This is a genomic window from Pseudomonas sp. G3-39, from assembly GCF_054790485.1.
Genome location: NZ_CP186497.1, coordinates 5,778,493 through 5,796,730, shown reverse-complemented (window position 1 = coordinate 5,796,730; position 18,238 = coordinate 5,778,493). Strand labels below are relative to the sequence as shown.

Below are 18,238 nucleotides of genomic sequence, written 5' to 3'. Positions count from 1 at the left end.
GAATCAGAACGGTAGTTGGAGATCAGGTGCAACGCGTTTCAGTTGGGCGTGGAACACGTCCTTGATGCGCTGCAATTCAGCCTCGTCATCGGCCTCGAAGCGCAGCACCAGCACCGGAGTGGTGTTGGAGGCGCGTACCAGGCCCCAGCCTTTGGCGTAATCGACTCGCACGCCGTCGATGGTGGTCAGGTCGGCGCCTGCGCCCCACTGTGCGTCGTGCAATGCATCAATGATGCTGAATTTGCTCTCTTCGGTCACATGGATATTGATTTCCGGCGTAGAAATATCGTTCGGGAAGGTCGCAAACAGCTCTTCGGCGGTGGATTTTTCCTTGCTGAGGATCTCCAGCAGCCGTGCGGCGCTGTAGATGCCGTCGTCGAAACCGAACCAGCGCTCCTTGAAGAAGATGTGGCCGCTCATCTCACCGGCCAATAGAGCACCGGATTGTTTCATTTTCTTTTTGATCAACGAGTGACCGGTCTTCCACATTAGCGGGCGACCGCCGTATTCCTTGATCAGCGGCACCAGGCGGCGGGTGCATTTGACGTCGAAGATGATTTCCGCGTCCGGATTGCGCGCCACCACGTCGCGGGCGAACAGCATCAGCAGGCGATCCGGGTAGACGATGCTGCCGGTGTTGGTCACCACGCCGACACGGTCGCCGTCACCGTCGAAGGCCAGGCCGAGGTCGGCGTTGGTTTCCTTGACCTTGGCGATCAGGTCGACGAGGTTCTCGGGCTTGCCCGGATCCGGGTGGTGGTTGGGGAAGTTGCCGTCGACTTCGCAGAACAGCGGGATGACTTCGCAGTTCAGCGCTTCGATCAGTTGCGGGGCAATCACGCCGGCCGCGCCGTTGCCGCAGTCGACCACGACTTTCAGACGTCGGGCCAGTTTGACGTCCTGGACGATTTCGGTGGTGTAGCGGTCGAGGATTTCGACCTGGGTCACGCTGCCCTGACCGCTGGTCAGGTCATTGGTCTTGATGCGCTCGTGCAGCACCTGGATCTGCTCGTTGGCGAGGGTGTCGCCGGCGATCACGATCTTGAAGCCGTTGTAGTTCGACGGGTTATGGCTGCCGGTGAGCATCACCCCAGACTTGCCGGCCAATACGTTCGCCGCGTAATACAGCGCAGGCGTCGGGACCAGGCCGACGTCGCTGACGTGGCAGCCGCTCTCGGCGATACCGCGGATCAGTTCTGCAACCAGCTCCGGGCCGGACAGGCGACCGTCGCGACCGACGGAAACATTCGGTTCACCTTGGGCCAGGCTCTGCGAGCCGATGGCGCGGCCGATCCAGTAGGCGGTTTCGGCATTGAGGAATTCCGGCACAGTGCCGCGAATGTCATAGGCGCGGAAGATGCTGTCAGGAAGCTTCGGGGCGATCTTGGCGGGGGTGCTCATCTGCACAAATGCTCCATCTCGAAAGTGGCGGGACACACCGACGATTCACTCGGCGGCAGGCTCAAACTGAAGGGTATGACGGCGTTTTCCACAGAGAGTTCGTGGTGTGAAAGGGCCATGACGCCTCGGCTGGCGTGGCTTGTGGCCGGCAAAACCTTGATTTTCGGTGCTAAAACCTGCTGCCGAAAAAGCACAAATTTTGTGGTGAGGGGATTTATCCCCGATTGCTGCGCAGCAGATCCAAAAGCCTTGGGGCCGCTTCGCGGCCCATCGGGATAAATCCCCTCGCCACAATAATATTTCAGGGTTATTTAGTGCCGGTATGGCCAAATCCGCCCGCGCCGCGTTCGGTTTCGACGAACTCTTCAACCATTTCGAAATGCGCCTGCACCACCGGCACCAACACCAGCTGCGCCAGACGCTCGCCGACGGTCATGGTGAAGTCGTTCTGGCCACGGTTCCAGCAGGACACCATCAAAGGGCCCTGATAATCCGAGTCGATCAGGCCGACGAGGTTGCCGAGCACGATGCCGTGCTTATGGCCCATGCCCGAGCGCGGCAGGATCAGCGCGGCGAGGTTCGGGTCGCCGATGTACACCGACAGACCGGTAGGGATCAGCACGGTTTCACCCGGCTTGATCACGATGTCCTGTTCCAGCATGGCGCGCAGGTCGAGGCCGGCGGAGCCCGGGGTGGCGTATTGCGGCAGCGGGAATTCGCTACCGATGCGTGGGTCGAGGATCTTGGCTTGCAAAGCGTGCATGTAAATTAAACCTGGTTCAGACGTTCGGCGATAAAAGTGACCAGTTGGCGAGCGATCTTGCTCTTGCTGGTCTGGGCGAAAACAGTGGCATGAAGCTCACGGTCGATCACGCTGCAGGCGTTTTCTTCGCTGTTGAAACCGATGCTCGGGTTGGCGACGTCGTTGGCGACGATCAGGTCGAGATTCTTGTCTTTCAGCTTGCGTGCAGCGTAGTCGAGCAGGTGTTCGGTCTCGGCGGCGAAGCCGACACTGAACGGCCGGTCGGGGCGGGTCGCGATGGTGGCCAGGATGTCCGGGTTACGCACCATTTGCAGGACGAAGCCGTCGCCGCTTGTAGGGTCTTTCTTGAGTTTTTGCGGGGCAATGACTTCCGGACGGTAGTCCGCCACCGCTGCCGAGGCGATGAACACATCACACGGGATGGCCGATTCGCACGCTGCAAGCATGTCGCGGGCACTGACCACATCGATGCGCGTGACGCGATCCGGCGTCGGCAGGTGCACCGGGCCGCTGATCAGGGTCACGCGGGCGCCGGCTTCCACCGCGGCTTCGGCCAGAGCGAAGCCCATTTTCCCGGAGCTGTGGTTGGTGATGTAGCGCACCGGGTCGATGTTTTCCTGAGTCGGACCGGCGGTGATCACCACGTGCTTGCCGGTCAGCGCCTGACGCTGGAAGCAGTCCGCCGCGCACTGCGCCAGATCGGTGGCTTCCATCATCCGGCCCATGCCGACGTCGCCGCAGGCCTGGCTGCCAGAGGCCGGGCCGAAAGTCTTCAGGCCGCGACTTTCAAGGAGTTGCAGGTTGGCTTGGGTTGCCGGATCGCGCCACATCGCCTGATTCATTGCTGGCGCGACGGCCACCACGGCGTCGGTGGCCAGCACCAGGGTGGTCAGCAGATCGTTGGCGATGCCTTGGGCCAAACGGGCGATCAGGTCGGCGGTGGCCGGGGCGATCAACACCAGATCGGCCCACTTGGCCAGCTCGATATGACCCATGGCCGCTTCGGCGGCCGGGTCGAGCAAGTCGAGGTGAACCGGGTGCCCGGACAGGGCCTGCATGGTCAGCGGGGTGATGAACTCGGCGCCGCCATGGGTCATGACCACACGCACTTCGGCGCCCTGGTCGATCAGGCGACGAACCAGATCGGCGCTCTTGTAGGCCGCAATGCCGCCGCCGACGCCCAGAACGATGCGTTTCCGATACAGCCGCTGCATAGGTCTGCCTTTACATTTCGTGGGTGACATACGTGGCGAAACCCCCTCCCCAGGGTGAATTCGCCCGCAAAAAAGATGGGCTACGATATCACAGCGACCGCTACGGAACAGCGGTGCCCACAGACAAGGAAGGTGTATGAGTATTCGCGATTGGCCGGCGGCGGAGCGGCCGCGGGAGAAGCTGCTTGAACAGGGCTCGGGAAGTCTTTCGGACGCCGAGTTGCTGGCGATTTTTCTTCGAACCGGGGTCACGGGAAAAAGCGCGGTGGATCTGGCGCGACACCTGTTGACGCAATTCGGCAGCCTGCGCGCGTTGCTGGAGGCCGATCTTGCGGCGTTCAGCGGACAGTTGGGATTGGGGCCTGCGAAATTCGCGCAGTTGCAGGCGGTGCTGGAAATGGGGCGGCGACATCTGGCCGAGTGCATGCGTAAAAAGCCAGCACTGGAGAATCCGCAGGCAGTTCGGGACTATCTGAAATCCATGCTGCGCCATGAGCCCCACGAGGTGTTCGGCTGCCTGTTTCTCGACTCCAAGCATCAAGTACTGACGTTCGAGGCACTGTTTCGCGGCTCGATCGACAACACCAGCGTGCATCCCCGGGAAGTGGTGAAACGCTCATTGGCCAACAACGCGGCGGCGGTGATTCTCTGCCACAACCACCCGTCGGGGAACAGCGATCCGAGCCAGGCGGACCGCCAACTGACCAAGCGCTTGCAGAAGGCTCTGGACCTGATTGATGTACGGGTGCTGGATCACTTCATCATTGGCGACGGCGAGCCGCTGTCGATGGCGGAATGTGGCTGGATGTAGCTTTCAACAACAAACACCAACCCCTGTGGGAGCGGGCTTGCTCGCGAAGGCGATGTGTCAGTCACTAAAAATGTTGGCTGATCCGACGCCTTCGCGAGCGAGCCCGCTCCCACAGGGGGCTGTGTTGTGGAAGGTTATTTCAGGTTGACCTTGGAGTAGTCCTGCCGCCCGAACGGGCTCACCGAGTAACCCTGCACATCCTTGCGCGTCAGCGCATAAGCGGTCGGGTGTGCCAGCGGCAACCACAGCGCCTGCTGCTGAATCTGCGCCTGCGCCTGTTCGTACAGCTTGGTGCGTACGCCTTGTTCGCTGGTGGTCTTGCCGGCGCTGATCAGCTTGTCCAGGTCGGCATTGCAGTAGCGGGCGAAGTTGGTGCCGGACTTGACCGCCGCGCAGGAAAACTGCGGCGTGAGGAAGTTGTCCGGGTCGCCGTTGTCGCCGGCCCAGCCCATGAACAGCAGGTCATGCTCGCCAGCCTTGGCGCGGCGAATCAGTTCGCCCCACTCGATCACGCGGATTTCCGCCTGAATGCCGATTTCCGCCAGATCCGATTGCAGCAATTGCGCGCCCAGACTCGGATTCGGGTTAAGCAGACTGCCGGACGGACGCGTCCAGATGGTGGTCTGGAAGCCGTCCTTGAGTCCGGCCTTGGCCAGCAACGCCTTGGCTTTGGCCACGTCGTGCGGATAGCCCGGCAGGTTCTTCGCGTAGCTCCAGGTGTTCGGCGGGTAAGGGCCATTGGCGGGTTCGGCGGTGTCTTCGAACACGGCTTTGACGTAGTTGGCCTTGTCGAAGGCGAGGTTGATCGCCTGGCGCACTTCCGGCTTGTCCAGCGGTGGATGCTGGCTGTTGATGCCGACGAAAGCGGTCATGAAGGCGTCAGTCTTTTCTACTTTCAGCGTCGGCTCTTCCTGCGCAGCCTTCACGTCCAGCGGTTTTGGCGACAGGGCGATCTGGCACTCGTTGCGCCGCAGCTTTTGCAGGCGCACGTTGGCGTCCGGGGTGATGGCGAAGATCAGCGGGTCGACCGCCGGCTTGCCGCCGAAATAGTCCGGGTTGGCCTTGTAGCGCACAGAGGCGTCTTTCTGGAAGCGCGTGAACACGAACGGACCGGTGCCGATCGGCTGGCTGTTGAGCTTGTCGGTGGCGTCGGCCTTGAGCAGCTTGTCGGCGTATTCGGCGGAATAGATGGAGGCGAAGCCCATGCTCAGGGTCGCGAGGAACGTCGAGTCCGGGTGGTCGAGGGTAAAGCGCACGGTCAGCGGGTCAAGCGCGTCGATCTTCTTGATCAGCGCCGGCAACTGCATGGACTGGGCGTGCGGGAAGCCGCTTTGCGCCACTTTGTGCCATGGGTTGGCTGGATCGAGCATGCGGTCGAAGCTGAATTTGACGTCTTCGGCGCTCAGGGTACGGGTCGGCTTGAAATAGTCAGTGCTGTGAAACTTCACCTGCGGGTGCAGCTTGAACACATAAGTCAGGCCGTCGGTGCTGACTTCCCAGCTGTCGGCCAGGCTCGGCACGACTTTGCCACTGGCGGTGTCGAAGTCCACCAGGCGATTCATCAGCACGTCGGCCGAGGCATTGGTGGTGGTCAGCGAGTTGTATTGCACCACGTCGAACCCTTCAGGGCTGGCCTCGGTGCAAACGCTCAGGGCGGCAGCCTGGGCCAGGGGGCTCAGCAGAAGCGGGGCGAGCAACAGGGGTAGGGCAGCGAGGCGCATGGTCGGCTTCCTTTACAGATCGAAGGCCATCTGCAGGTGCAGTCTGGAAAAGGGTTACCCTAGAGGGCTGGATTGCAAATGACTATCCCCTTTTTGCATTTTTGGGGCAGCCCAGTGACGTTTTTCAGACCACGGTGCACGAGGAAAAGTCGAAAACGTCTGTTAGAGCGGTTTTCTGCGACGAGTGGTCAAAACTCGCCTCAGCCTTTATCCAAAGCGTCTGCAGGCGGAAAATGCGCCTTTTTACCGGTCGATTGCACATCCATTGTTGTTGCACCCCGGTCTTTCTGGTATAAAGCAGCGCTCTTTTCTAGGGGCCCGGTTCCTTCACTGTAGGTGTAGCCGGTAAGACCTCTAAAGAAACGCGGCGCCTGGCGCCAAATGACTGAGAGATTAAGCGGCCAACCCATGCCGGGTTGGGCATGTGGTTTTAGAGGGCTGAGGCATGTCGAGAGTATGTCAAGTTACCGGTAAGGGTCCGGTAACCGGGAATAACATTTCCCACGCAAACAACAAAACCCGTCGTCGTTTCCTGCCGAACCTGCAGCATCACCGCTTCTGGGTTGAAGAAGAGAAACGTTTTGTGCGTCTGCGCGTATCTGCCAAAGGCATGCGCATCATCGACAAGCGTGGCATCAGTGTCGTGCTCGCCGAACTTCGCCGCGATGGCAAGATTTAAGGGAGCTAATCATGCGTGAATTGATTCGTTTGATCTCGAGCGCCGGTACTGGTCACTTCTACACTACCGACAAGAACAAGCGTACTACCCCGGACAAAATCGAGATCAAGAAATATGATCCGGTTGTTCGCAAGCACGTGATCTACAAGGAAGGCAAAATCAAGTAATTGATTTTTCCCGACTTACGAAAAAGGCCCGTATCGTGAGATGCGGGCCTTTTTTGTTGCCTTGAGTTTTGTGCGGACTGTTGCGACGCTTTCGCGAGCAGGTTCGCTCTCACAATGGAATGCGGTCGAATGTGGGAGCGAGCCTGCTCGCGAAGGGGCCGGTAATATCAGCGAAAGACTCAGGCCTTCTGTTCAAAGATCACATAGATCTTGCGGCAAGCCTCCAGCACTTCCCAGGTACCACGGAAGCCGGCCGGAATCACAAAGCGGTCGCCAACACGCAAGGTCTTGGCATTGCCATCGCTGTCACGCAATACGGAGACCCCCTGCAGGATTTCGCAGTATTCATGCTCGGTGTAGTTCACCGTCCACTGCCCGACCGCACCTTCCCACACGCCAACACCCATTTGCCCACAAGGGCTGTCGTACTGGTTGAACACCGCTTGCTCGGGATCGCCCTTGAGCACTTTGGCCGGATCCGGGCGATAGCGTTCGGCTTCGCTGCTGGTCAGGCTGATATCGACGACGTTCTGGATGTTCATTGTTGTTTTCTCCCGTGATGACGGCGCGGTGGCTTGAATGGGCCAAAGTCTATGTTTATTAAAATGAACACCGCAAGGGCGTATGGCGCGCTTATGTCAAATATATTGAAACAACCCCGGCCGCTGGTTTAGGGTGGCGGGTGCCTTGGGCCGAAAAGCAGGCTGGCCGGGCAGCATTCCTGAAGACGTCCGCGAAGAACGCGGCGCTCTATTCAACAAGAGGAGGACACTCGAATGACCACCCTGACTCGTGCCGATTGGGAACAACGTGCTCGCGACCTGAAGATCGAAGGCCGCGCCTACCTCAACGGTGAATACACCGACGCCGTCTCCGGCGAGACTTTCGAGTGCATCAGCCCGGTCGATGGCCGTCTGCTAGGCAAGATCGCCAGCTGTGACGCCGCCGACGCCCAGCGCGCCGTGGAAAACGCCCGCGCCACCTTCAATTCCGGCGTCTGGTCGCGCCTGGCGCCGACCAAGCGCAAAGCCACCATGATTCGTTTCGCCAGCCTGCTCAAGCAGCACGCTGAAGAACTGGCGCTGCTCGAAACCCTCGACATGGGTAAGCCGATCAGCGATTCGCTGTACATCGACGTGCCGGGCGCGGCGCAAGCGCTGAGCTGGAGCGGTGAGGCGATCGACAAGATCTACGACGAAGTCGCCGCCACGCCGCACGATCAACTGGGTCTGGTGACCCGCGAGCCGGTGGGCGTTGTCGGCGCCATCGTGCCGTGGAACTTCCCGCTGATGATGGCTTGCTGGAAACTCGGCCCGGCGCTGTCGACCGGTAACTCGGTGATCCTCAAACCGTCGGAAAAATCCCCGCTGACCGCCATCCGCATCGCTGCGCTGGCGGTTGAGGCCGGTATCCCGAAAGGCGTGCTCAACGTGCTGCCGGGCTATGGTCACACCGTCGGCAAGGCGCTGGCGCTGCACAATGACGTCGACACGCTGGTGTTCACCGGTTCGACCAAGATTGCCAAGCAGCTGATGATCTACTCCGGCGAATCGAACATGAAGCGCGTGTGGCTGGAAGCTGGCGGCAAGAGCCCGAATATCGTCTTCGCCGATGCGCCGGACCTGCAAGCCGCTGCCGAATCCGCCGCCAGCGCCATCGCCTTCAACCAGGGCGAAGTCTGCACCGCCGGTTCGCGTCTGCTGGTCGAACGCTCGATCAAGGACAAATTCCTGCCGATGGTGATCGAGGCGCTGAAAGCCTGGAAGCCGGGCAATCCGCTGGACCCGGCAACCAATGTCGGTGCGCTGGTCGATACCCAGCAGATGGACACCGTGCTGTCGTACATCGAATCCGGTCACACCGACGGCGCCAAACTGGTGGCGGGCGGCAAGCGCATCCTCCAGGAAACCGGTGGCACTTACGTCGAGCCGACGATTTTCGACGGTGTGAGCAACGCGATGAAGATCGCTCAGGAAGAGATTTTCGGCCCGGTGCTGTCGGTCATCGCCTTCGATACCGCCGAAGAAGCGATCCAGATCGCCAACGACACGCCGTACGGCCTGGCCGCTGCGGTATGGACTCAGGACATCTCCAAGGCGCACCTGACTGCCAAAGCACTGCGCGCCGGCAGCGTGTGGGTCAACCAGTACGACGGCGGCGACATGACCGCGCCGTTCGGTGGCTTCAAACAGTCGGGCAACGGTCGCGACAAGTCACTGCACGCGTTCGACAAGTACACCGAGCTGAAGGCGACGTGGATCAAGCTGTAAGCCATTGAAAGGAGCCTGGCTCGGCCGGGCTCCCGAACATACAGAGATCCCCTGTGGGAGCGGGCTTGCTCGCGAAAGCGGTGTATCAGTCAGCACATCTGCTGAATGTGAAATCGTTTTCGCGAGCAAGCCCGCTCCCACAGTGATTTTGTGGCGCACATAAGAATATCCACAGGAGCGTGGACCATGCGTTGGGCGACGTATTTCGCCGTGTTGGCGTCTGTCTTGAGTGTCGGCCTGGCCCTGGGGGTCAGCATGCCGCTGGTGTCGTTGCGTCTGGAGAGCTGGGGTTACGGCTCTTTCGCCATCGGCGTGATGGCGGCGATGCCGGCGATTGGCGTATTGCTGGGCGCGAAGATTTCCAGTCATCTGGCGGCACGTTTCGGCACCGCGAACCTCATGCGTCTTTGCCTGTGGGCCGGGGCGTTGTCGATCGGCTTGCTCGCGCTGTTGCCGAGTTATCCGGTCTGGCTGGTGCTGCGCCTGATGATCGGGGTGATCCTGACCATCGTATTCATCCTCGGCGAGAGCTGGATCAATCAACTGGTCGTCGAACACTGGCGCGGGCGGCTGGTCGCTCTGTATGGCAGCAGCTATGCGCTGAGCCAACTGTCTGGTCCGCTGCTGCTGGGTGCGCTAGGCACTGAGCATGATTATGGTTTCTGGGTCGGTGTCGGGCTGCTGACAGTCTCGCCAACGCTGTTGATGGGCCGCAGTGGTGCGCCGAGCAGTGAATCCAGCAGCGTTACGTTCAGCGATCTGTGGGGGTTTGCCCGGGAGCTGCCGGCGATTGCCTGGGCGGTGTCACTGTTCGCCGCGTTCGAAGCGATGATCCTCACGCTGTTGCCGGTGTATTGCCTGCAACAGGGCTTCACCGCCGAGATTGCGTTGGCGATGGTCAGCACGGTGGTGGTCGGCGATGCGCTGTTGCAACTGCCGATCGGCGCGCTGGCGGATTACCTGTCGCGGCGCACGTTGTTCGCCGGTTGCGCAGTGATCCTGATGCTGTCGAGTCTGGCGATTCCGCTGTTGATCGACACGCTGCTGATCTGGCCGTTGTGGGTGTTGTTCGGCGCCAGTGCCGGTGGCCTGTTCACCTTGTCACTGATTCTGATCGGCGAGCGTTATCGCGACGATGCGCTGGTGCGGGCCAATGCGCACATTGCGCAGCTGTGGGGTGTCGGCTGTCTGATCGGGCCGTTGCTGGCGGGGGCGGGCAGTCAGTGGATCAGCGGGCATGCGTTGCCGTTGTTGATGGCGGCGGGGGCGTTTGGATTGGTGATTCTGCTGATGCGCCAAGGTGCATTCGGCACCGAACCACAGACTGCTTGAATACTTCCCTGTGGGAGCGCATACAAATGCGATTACAACATCCGCTCAAGACCGACAGTGGTGCTGAACCACGCGTTGAAGCGCCGCCACCAACTCCCCGGTTCCTTGCTCAGCGTGTGCATTTGGCCGTTGTCCTCGGTCACCCAGACGATCTCGCCATCCTGCAGTTTCGCCTGATAACTCAGGGCCGGCGCCATGCCTTGCAGCGCCAGTTCGCGCACGTGTTCGGCCAGTTCCGGGCTGTCCACCAGAACCCCGACTTCGGTGTTCCACAGCACTGAGCGCGGATCGAAGTTGAACGAGCCGATGAACGCTTTCTGCCGATCGAAAATCATCGCCTTGCTGTGCAGGCTGGAGTCCGAGCCGCGGAACGACTTGCTGTAAAACAAATGAGGCCCGCTGCCATAGTTATCCCCAGGCTGACGGCGCAGCTCATACAGTTTTACCCCATGCTCCAGCAGCGCCTTGCGATACGGCGCATAACCTCCGTGCACTGCCGGCACATCGGTGGCTTCCAGTGAGTTGGTCAGCAGGCTCACCGAGACCCCGGCGTCGGCACGCCCGGTCAGGTACACCAGTCCCGGCTGGCCGGGCACGAAGTACGCCGAGATCATGATCAACTCTTTGCTGACGCCGCGCAGCTCCGGCGCCAATTGCGTCGTCAGCAGCAGTTGCGGGTCCGGCTCGTCCTTGGCCAGCACCTTGCTCGGCGCGTCCCACAGTGCCTGATTCCAGGCCCAGATCAGTTCCTTGCGCCAGATATCCATACGCGGCGCGGTCTTGAACGTCATCAGCTGTTGATACAGCGCGTGATTCTGTTTGCGGGTTTCCTCCAGCGACTCTTCCAGGCGCGTGCGGGTGTTCTGCAGGTCTTTGGCGCTTGGTTTGCTGGAGAGGAATTCGTCGATCGGCTTGCTCAGCGCGCTGTTCCAGTACTGGTCGAAACTGTGCCCGAGCTGCTCTGCCACCGGGCCGACACTGAGCATGTCGATGTCGGTGAAATTCAGGTTTGGCTCGGCATCGAAATATTCGTCGCCCAGATTGCGCCCGCCAACGATGGCCACGCTGTTGTCCGCCAGGAACAGTTTGTTGTGCATGCGCCGGTGTTGCAGCGACAGGTTGAACAAGCGTCCGGCGGCGCGGGTCACGCCGGTGCTGCGGCCCAGGTGCAGCGGATTGAACAGGCGGATCTGGATCTGTGGATGCGCCGCCAGCGTGGCGATGATCGTGTCGAGGCCGTCGCTGGTGGTGTCGTCGAGCAGGATGCGTACGCGCACGCCGCGGTCGGCGACCTTGAGCAGTTCCTCCACCAGCATCCGCGTGCTGACGCCGTCATGGACGATGTAGTACTGCAAGTCGAGGCTGGTTTGCGCATTGCGAATCAGCTCGGCGCGGGCGGTGAAGGCTTCTGTGCTGTTGGACAGCAAGCGGAAGCCGGAACGGCCCTGCCAGGGCGCTGCCTGGGTCTGAATCGAGCGACCGAATGCGGAGCCCGCGGCCGGCAACGCCTGGCTGGGTTCGCGCGGCGCATCGAGGGTGGCGCAACCACTGGCCAACGAACACAACACACAGACAGCGAGCAATTTTTTTCCGGGTTGCACGTTGGTTTCTCGGCTGGAGGCAGGGGGTGACGGAGTATGGCACGCAGAGGATTTCCAAGACCGTTTCCGGCGGATCCTCGCCACACTGTGTAAACAATTAGTCGTTCAAAAGTAGGAATGAGTTCGCCTGTGGTTTTGGACTATTTGTTTTGTTGTTTTTTCAGCTCTTGGTCGGTGCCTATTCCTACATACGATTCCTGCAAAAAACGAAATCATCGCCCCGGTGTTCAGCGTCTTGTGAAGGCAATGCGCTGAACAACTGCCATTGATCAATAACCGATGAAGTAGGGACTGATGAAAAAAACAACATGGATGGTAGCCGTCGCGGCTGCAGTATTACCCACCCTGGTGGTCGCTGAGAGCGTGGACCTGAGTGTGGTCGGAACCATTATTCCGACGTCGTGCATCCCCGCATTTGCCGGTGGCGGCACGGTAGATTTGCGCAAGATATCCGCAGCTACCCTGAACAAGACCACGCAGACGCTGCTGCCGACCCACGACATTTCGCTGCACATCAACTGTGATGCAGAGGCATCGGTCGAGGTGTCGGTCAGAGACAATCGTACAGCCACCAAATTGCCGGGCATCAACGATGGTGCCGGTAATAACGATCCGGCTTTGTTCTACGGCCTGGGTGAAATCAACGGCATCCGTATCGGCGGATTTGCGCTGCGTCACGGTCGTCCGGAAGCCGACGGTGCCCCGCAGACTCTGATGACACGCACTCTGGCAGCACCGGCGTGGCAACTGCCTGCTTCGCCGCTGGTGGGCAATGCCCCGGCGCTCTACTCATGGGGTCCCGGCGTGGCAGCTGGCCCGGTCGCGGCCCGTCACCACGGGTTTCCGATGAGCCTGTTGCCGATCATCGGCCCGAGCAACGCGCTGCCGATCACCAGCGAGATCCCGCTCGATGGCTCGGTGACCTTCGAGATGTTCTACCTCTGATCGTCAGAACCCGGCTATTACCGGGTTCTTTCAGGTTCATTCAGCGCGCCCTTTGCCGGGTGCGCTGCCCCCTGCGGAGCAATACCGATGCCGATTTCAATGTGCCGCCCAGGCTTGCGGGCGTTGCCACTGTGCCTGCTCGTCTTGATTTTGATGCCCGGGGTTCACGCTGCCGGAATGGTGCCGCAAACCCCTGTGCTGGTGGTGGATGAGGGTGTCGGTGAAGCGACGATGAATGTGCGAAACACCGAAACGCGTCCGGCCCTGCTGCACACCACGGTCGAAAATATCGAGCCGCACGATCAACAGCTGTTGCTGTTCAGTCCGCCGATTGCCCGTGTCGAGCCTGGTGCGGTGCAGCAGGTACGGTTCATGTTGCAGAGCGCCGAACCATTGCAGACCGAGCGTCTGAAACGGGTGATTTTTGAGGGGATCAATCCTGTGGCGGGTGTCGACGGTGCCCGGGTCAATCTGGGGGTTCGGCAAAACCTGCCGGTGATCCTGCGCCCTGCCGGTCTGCCAGTGGAGCGCGAGCCATGGAAACGCCTGAGCTGGTCAGCCACGGCTGAAGGTTTGCTGGTCAGTAATCCCAGTCCTTACGTGGTGCGCCTGGCCAAAGCGATTGTTCCGCTGCCGGGCACGCAGGCGGTGGATCTGCCGCGTACCTGGATCCTGCCGGGGGAGCGCCTGTCTGTCGAGTTGCCGTTGAACGTGACAGTGCGAACCATGGCAGTGCGGATCTTTCCGGCGACCACATATGGCTTTGCGGTCGATCACTTTGATGCCCCGGTTACGCACTGATGCGCGCGTGTGCCCGTCAGGGACTGGCACTGCTGATGGCGAATGCGATCGGCATGACGATGGCCAGTGAAGGGGTGGAATTCGATGCGCAGGTGCTTCGCGAGCGCGGGCTCGACCCCGCATTGGCTGAGTACTTTCGCCAGGCACCGCGTTTCTCCCAAGGCACATGGCTGGTCGCACTTGAGGTCAATGGACAGCCACGGGGGCGGGTGTTCGTGGCATTCAATGAACAGGGCGAGCCGTGCCTGCAACCGGCCTTGCTCAAGGCTGCTGGCGTGCGCTCGCAAGCGGCTTTGACCCGCGCGCAACCGCAACAGTGCCTGACGCTGGGTGAAGGTCTGCCAGCGGCAACCGTTGCATTGCATCCCGGCAAGGAACAGATCGACCTGCTGCTGCCGACGGACCTGTTGGCATTGCCGGAATTCCAGCCACGCAGCTTCGCCAATGGCGGAGTGGGCGGCGTGTTCAACTACGATGTTTTGGTCATGGGCAGCCAGCACGAGGGGCAACGTAGCGATTTTCGCAGGCTGGGTTCGGAGTTCGGCCTGAATGCCGGCAACTGGGTCTTGCGCAGTCGCCAGTCCTATACGCAATTGCCCGAAAGCACGCGTTTCGAGCATCTGTATGCCTACGGCACGCGCACCCTGGAAGCCTACGAAGCCAACGTGCAGATCGGCCAATTGAACCTGCAGTCGCCATTGTTCGCCGGCGAATCGTTCAACGGTGTGCAGATTCTGCCGGAAGGTGCGTTCGCGCAGATGCGCGCGGCACAGGAGGGTACACGTGGCGAGGTCGAGGGCATAGCCTGGTCGCCATCGCGAATCGAAGTCCGGCAGAACGGCGTGCTGATCTACACCACGCTGGTTCCCGGCGGCCCCTTCACCTTGCGCGCGCTGCCGTTGTTGAGCAACCAGCTCGACCTCGAAGTCAGCGTGCACGAGCAGGAAGGGCGAGTGCGGCGTTTTCGCGTCCCTGCAGCCAGCCTGCAGGATCCACAATTCGATCGCGCCGACGGCTTCAATCTGGCGCTGGGCACGGTGCGCCGTCAGGGCACGGATGGTCGTCAGGCGCCGTCATTTGCCACCCTTGGCCGGGAGTGGAGTCTGTCACGAGCGTTGCGCGTGAGCGGCGGGTTCCTCGGTGGAGCGGATTATCTGTCGGCAGGCTGGGGGCTGCAGCGTCAATGGCCAGGCAATCTGAGCACCGGCGTGCGCCAGGTGCTGTCCAGCGATCGAGACACAGGCATTGCAGGTCATGAGGTGCAAATGACCGTCAGTGCCGTGTTGTCGCCGAATCTGTCCACCAGTGTGGTTGCGGTGCACCGTGGCCAGGGCTTTCGCAGCCTGTCGGACACCGGCTGGAGCCAGCAGCAGGGACGGGCCGACGCCCCCGGGCGAGATCATTGGACATTTTCGCTCAACGGTACTGTCGAGCGCTGGGGGGCATTCGGCATGACCTGGTCGCGCTACACCAGCGAGGGCGAGCCACCTAACATGCGCCTGGGATTGTCCTGGTCGCAGACACTGCCCGCGCGCATCAGCCTGTCGTTGAGTCTGGAGCGGGGGATCGGCGATGCCGACGCGAGGCAGCGGGGCACCTCGGTCTATCTGACGGCGGCGATGCCATTGGGCGATCAGCGCAGGGCTCGCAGTTACCTGCGCAGCGATCCACGATCCGGGATGCGCAGTGGCGTGTCGATGAGTGAAGTGCTCAGTGAAACCCTGGCCTATAGCGCCAGTGCCGAACAGCGTGAAGCTGCGGCGCCATCGCTGGGTTTGCGGGTCAACGCACTGGCGCATTACACCAGTCTGGATCTGGGCCTGAACCAGCGAGCCGGGGCAAGCGAATTCGACCTGGGGCTGCGCGGCGGCATGGCGTTGCATCGCGACGGTGTGACGCTGTCGCCGTATCCACTGCGCGAGACCTTTGCCGTGCTCAAGGCTGGCGACCGTGCGGGTCTGAAGCTGTACACGCCGCAAGGCCCGGTGTGGACGGATGGATTGGGCCGGGCGGTGGCGGCGAGTTTGCCGGCCTATTCCACAGCCCGGCTGGAAGTCGATTCGTTGAGTTTGCCGCGCAACGTCGAGGTGCTCGACGGTTATCAGGAGGTCGAGGCCGGGCGTGGCTCGGTTCAGCATATGGATTTTTCCATCACCCGCGTGCGGCGTGTGCTGTTGAAGGCCAGGACGCTTGACCGGCAATGGCTGCCCAGTGGCCTCGCCGTACAGAACGGGCAAGGCGAATACGTGACCACGGTGCTTGAGGCCGGGGCGATCTTTCTACCGGACATCAAACCCGGTCAGTCGCTGCGGGTGCAACTGTCGGATAGCGCGCACTGCGACCTGCAATTCAATCTGGCTGAAGCGCCGGACGAGCAAGCATTGATCGAGCCCGTCGACGCGCTCTGTCAGCCTTTGAACCTTACATGACCGAGTTATTGCGCATGCATCGATGGATTGTCCTGATCACGCTGGCATCGTTGGCATCGACCTCGGTCATGGCCAGCGAGGCCTGTCAGATGACGCTCTCACCGAGCACTGTGGACTACGGCGTTTCGACGCGGGCGGAGCTGCTCGCCCGGCCATTGGGCAATGACGGCAGTTTTGGTGTGCGCACGGTTCATCTACGGATTCAATGTCCGGCTGCGCGCGCCATCAGGTGGAACTTTGCTGCTCCGAGCAGCGATGCGCTGCATTACCGCTGGGCACCGGGACGGTTGCAGATACGCATTGTGGCAGCGCGTCTGGATGGCGCGCCGGTGCAATGGCAGCGCGATGATGGCGAGGCGGGCCTGTTGCAGCCTGGCGATCGCATCACCGCATGGCGCGCAGGCAGTATCGCCGCCGGACGCCATCTGGAGGTGGAGCTGGAAATCGAAGCGCGCGTCAGTGATGCCTCAAGTCGTGTCGCCGACCTTCAACGATTTGAGGGATTCGGTACGTTTCAGCTGGAATGATCAGGCTTCGGCCAGCAGTTTGATCGCCGCCGCGCCAACCTTGCGAACCGCCTCTTCGATCTGTGGTGTCGGTTTCGCCGCGTAGTTCATCCGCAGACAATTGCGGTACTTGCCCGAGGCGGAAAAGATGCTGCCGACGGCAATCTGCACGCCTTGGTCATGCAGCGCGCGATTGAGTTTCAGCGTATCGAAACCCTCCGGCAATTCGACCCATAACATGAAGCTGCCCTGTGGGCGGCTGGCGCGGGTGCCGGCCGGAAAGTAGCGGGTAACCCAGTCGATCATCGCGTCACGATTGCGTTGGTATTGGCTGCGCATCCGCCGCAAGTGCGGTTCGAAATGACCGCCCTTGAGAAATTCGGCGATGGCGATCTGCGGCTGCGGTGCGGTGGAACCGGTGCTGATGTATTTCATGTGCAGCACCCGTTCCAGATAACGACCCGGCGCGACCCAGCCGATGCGCAGCCCCGGCGCCAGGGTCTTGGAAAACGAACTGCACAGCAGCACGCGACCATCCTCGTCGAAGGATTTGATCGTGCGCGGTCGCGGGTAGGTGTAAGCCAGTTCGCCATACACGTCGTCCTCGATGATCGCCACGTCGAAACGCTGCGCCAGCGTCAACAACGCGCGTTTGCGCGACTCCGGCATGATGTAGCCGAGCGGGTTGTTGCAGTTGGGGGTGATCTGGATGACCTTGATCGGCCACTGCTCCAGCGCCAGTTCCAGCGCTTCGAGGCTGATGCCGGTCAGCGGATCGGTGGGGATTTCCAGGGCTTTCATGCCCAGCCCTTTGAGGGTTTGCATGGCGCCGTGAAAGCTTGGCGAATCCACCGCGACGATGTCTCCCGGCTCGCAGATCGCGTGGATGCTGGTGGACAGCGCTTCGTGGCAACCGGTGGTGATCACCAGGTCGCTGGCGCTCAACTGGCAACCGGAGTCGAGCATCAATCGAGCGATCTGTTCGCGCAGTTCGAGGGTGCCGTGGATGTTGTCGTAATACAGACCGGGCATGTCCTGGCGTCGGCTGATCCGCGCCAGTCCGCGCAACAGCGGTTTCATCGTTGGCGTGGTCACGTCGGGCATGCCGCGACCCAGTTGCACCACGTCCTTGCGCGGCACCGCGCGAATCAGCTCCAGCACCTGATCCCACTGTGAAATCTCCACCGGCCGCTGCGCCGGACGCCCGACCGCGGGCAGTTCCGGCAGCTCGCGACCCACCGGCACGAAGTAGCCGGACTTGGGTTTCGGCGTTGCCAGACCGCTGTCCTCAAGCATGCGATAGGCCTGCTGCACCGTGCTGAGGCTGACCCCGTGTTCTACGCTCAAGGCGCGCACCGAAGGCAGGCGATCGCCAGGACGGTAGAAGCCTTGTTCGATGCGGGTGCCGAGCAGCTCGGCGAGGTTCACATACAGGGTCATGGCACTGCCTCGATGCAGGTGATTCGTTAAACCAGTACAGATGCAGCAAAAATCGGTAATTCAGTCTCAGGAATGGCAAATCTGTATGGAGTTAATACAGATGTGTTGAATCTGTAATGCTTTTGCCGACCCGCGCATCATGGAATCTCTGGCTACCC

The 18,238-nt window shown here is 61.1% G+C and carries 15 protein-coding genes and 1 pseudogene; 9 read left to right on the top strand and 7 right to left on the bottom strand.

Annotated elements, in window-relative coordinates:
• Positions 1 to 3: 3 nt before the first annotated feature.
• The 3 genes and pseudogenes from ACOYXG_RS26240 to coaBC form a co-directional block, all read right to left on the bottom strand.
• Positions 4 to 1,380: pseudogene (locus ACOYXG_RS26240) on the bottom strand (phosphomannomutase/phosphoglucomutase); the annotation flags it as partial.
• 328 nt (positions 1,381 to 1,708) lie between these two features.
• Positions 1,709 to 2,164 carry a dUTP diphosphatase gene (gene dut / locus ACOYXG_RS26235; protein WP_027610410.1) on the bottom strand — a complete coding sequence of 152 codons (456 nt, stop codon included), beginning with the start codon at positions 2,162 to 2,164 and terminating at the stop codon, positions 1,709 to 1,711.
• 5 nt (positions 2,165 to 2,169) lie between these two features.
• Positions 2,170 to 3,378, bottom strand: coding sequence for a bifunctional phosphopantothenoylcysteine decarboxylase/phosphopantothenate--cysteine ligase CoaBC (gene coaBC, locus ACOYXG_RS26230; protein ID WP_460354848.1), 1,209 nt, complete (start codon positions 3,376 to 3,378; stop codon positions 2,170 to 2,172).
• Between the two features lie 136 nt (positions 3,379 to 3,514).
• On the opposite strand from coaBC, the gene radC reads away from it, so the two are divergent.
• Complete coding sequence (radC, locus tag ACOYXG_RS26225) at positions 3,515 to 4,189, top strand: RadC family protein (protein WP_027610412.1); 675 nt, start codon at positions 3,515 to 3,517, stop codon at positions 4,187 to 4,189.
• Between the two features lie 134 nt (positions 4,190 to 4,323).
• Here the strand turns inward: radC and ACOYXG_RS26220 are convergent, their stop codons facing one another.
• Positions 4,324 to 5,910: an ABC transporter substrate-binding protein gene (locus tag ACOYXG_RS26220; RefSeq protein WP_096796086.1), complete on the bottom strand. Its 1,587-nt coding sequence runs from the start codon at positions 5,908 to 5,910 to the stop codon at positions 4,324 to 4,326.
• Between the two features lie 445 nt (positions 5,911 to 6,355).
• Here ACOYXG_RS26220 and rpmB point away from each other — a divergent pair, with 445 nt between their 5' ends.
• Positions 6,356 to 6,589 carry a 50S ribosomal protein L28 gene (gene rpmB, locus ACOYXG_RS26215; RefSeq protein WP_003229474.1) on the top strand — a complete coding sequence of 78 codons (234 nt, stop codon included), beginning with the start codon at positions 6,356 to 6,358 and terminating at the stop codon, positions 6,587 to 6,589.
• An 11-nt stretch (positions 6,590 to 6,600) separates the two neighbouring features.
• Complete coding sequence (gene rpmG / locus ACOYXG_RS26210) at positions 6,601 to 6,756, top strand: 50S ribosomal protein L33 (RefSeq protein WP_003177274.1); 156 nt, start codon at positions 6,601 to 6,603, stop codon at positions 6,754 to 6,756.
• Positions 6,757 to 6,935: 179 nt separating this feature from the next.
• Here the strand turns inward: rpmG and ACOYXG_RS26205 are convergent, their stop codons facing one another.
• Positions 6,936 to 7,298 (bottom strand): cupin domain-containing protein, encoded by a 363-nt coding sequence (locus ACOYXG_RS26205; protein WP_097089496.1) that lies wholly within the window; start codon positions 7,296 to 7,298, stop codon positions 6,936 to 6,938.
• Positions 7,299 to 7,532: 234 nt separating this feature from the next.
• Here ACOYXG_RS26205 and ACOYXG_RS26200 point away from each other — a divergent pair, with 234 nt between their 5' ends.
• Positions 7,533 to 9,026 (top strand): aldehyde dehydrogenase, encoded by a 1,494-nt coding sequence (locus ACOYXG_RS26200; protein ID WP_460354844.1) that lies wholly within the window; start codon positions 7,533 to 7,535, stop codon positions 9,024 to 9,026.
• Positions 9,027 to 9,212: 186 nt separating this feature from the next.
• Positions 9,213 to 10,358, top strand: a complete 1,146-nt coding sequence (locus tag ACOYXG_RS26195) for an MFS transporter (protein WP_346649964.1) — start codon at positions 9,213 to 9,215, stop codon at positions 10,356 to 10,358.
• Between the two features lie 32 nt (positions 10,359 to 10,390).
• On the opposite strand, the gene ACOYXG_RS26190 is transcribed toward ACOYXG_RS26195, so the two are convergent.
• Positions 10,391 to 11,941, bottom strand: a complete 1,551-nt coding sequence (locus ACOYXG_RS26190; protein ID WP_460354841.1) for a phospholipase D family protein — start codon at positions 11,939 to 11,941, stop codon at positions 10,391 to 10,393.
• A gap of 393 nt (positions 11,942 to 12,334) precedes the next feature.
• Here ACOYXG_RS26190 and ACOYXG_RS26185 point away from each other — a divergent pair, with 393 nt between their 5' ends.
• The 4 genes from ACOYXG_RS26185 to ACOYXG_RS26170 all read left to right on the top strand — a co-directional run bounded on the left by ACOYXG_RS26185 (position 12,335) and on the right by ACOYXG_RS26170 (position 16,661).
• Entirely contained in the window at positions 12,335 to 12,904 is a 570-nt protein-coding gene (locus ACOYXG_RS26185; protein ID WP_460354838.1) for a DUF1120 domain-containing protein, read from the top strand.
• 87 nt (positions 12,905 to 12,991) lie between these two features.
• Complete coding sequence (locus tag ACOYXG_RS26180; protein ID WP_460354836.1) at positions 12,992 to 13,705, top strand: fimbria/pilus chaperone family protein; 714 nt, start codon at positions 12,992 to 12,994, stop codon at positions 13,703 to 13,705.
• Positions 13,705 to 16,134, top strand: a complete 2,430-nt coding sequence (locus ACOYXG_RS26175) for a fimbria/pilus outer membrane usher protein (RefSeq protein WP_460354833.1) — start codon at positions 13,705 to 13,707, stop codon at positions 16,132 to 16,134. Before ACOYXG_RS26180 ends, ACOYXG_RS26175 begins: the two co-directional genes overlap by 1 nt.
• The gene (locus ACOYXG_RS26170; protein WP_096796092.1) at positions 16,131 to 16,661 is read left to right on the top strand and encodes a DUF1120 domain-containing protein; all 531 of its coding nucleotides are present in this window, start codon (positions 16,131 to 16,133) and stop codon (positions 16,659 to 16,661) included. The genes ACOYXG_RS26175 and ACOYXG_RS26170 overlap by 4 nt, the downstream gene beginning before the upstream one ends.
• Here ACOYXG_RS26170 and ACOYXG_RS26165 read toward each other — a convergent pair whose 3' ends face one another.
• Positions 16,662 to 18,080: an aminotransferase-like domain-containing protein gene (locus tag ACOYXG_RS26165; RefSeq protein WP_097089506.1), complete on the bottom strand. Its 1,419-nt coding sequence runs from the start codon at positions 18,078 to 18,080 to the stop codon at positions 16,662 to 16,664.
• Positions 18,081 to 18,238 lie beyond the last annotated feature (158 nt).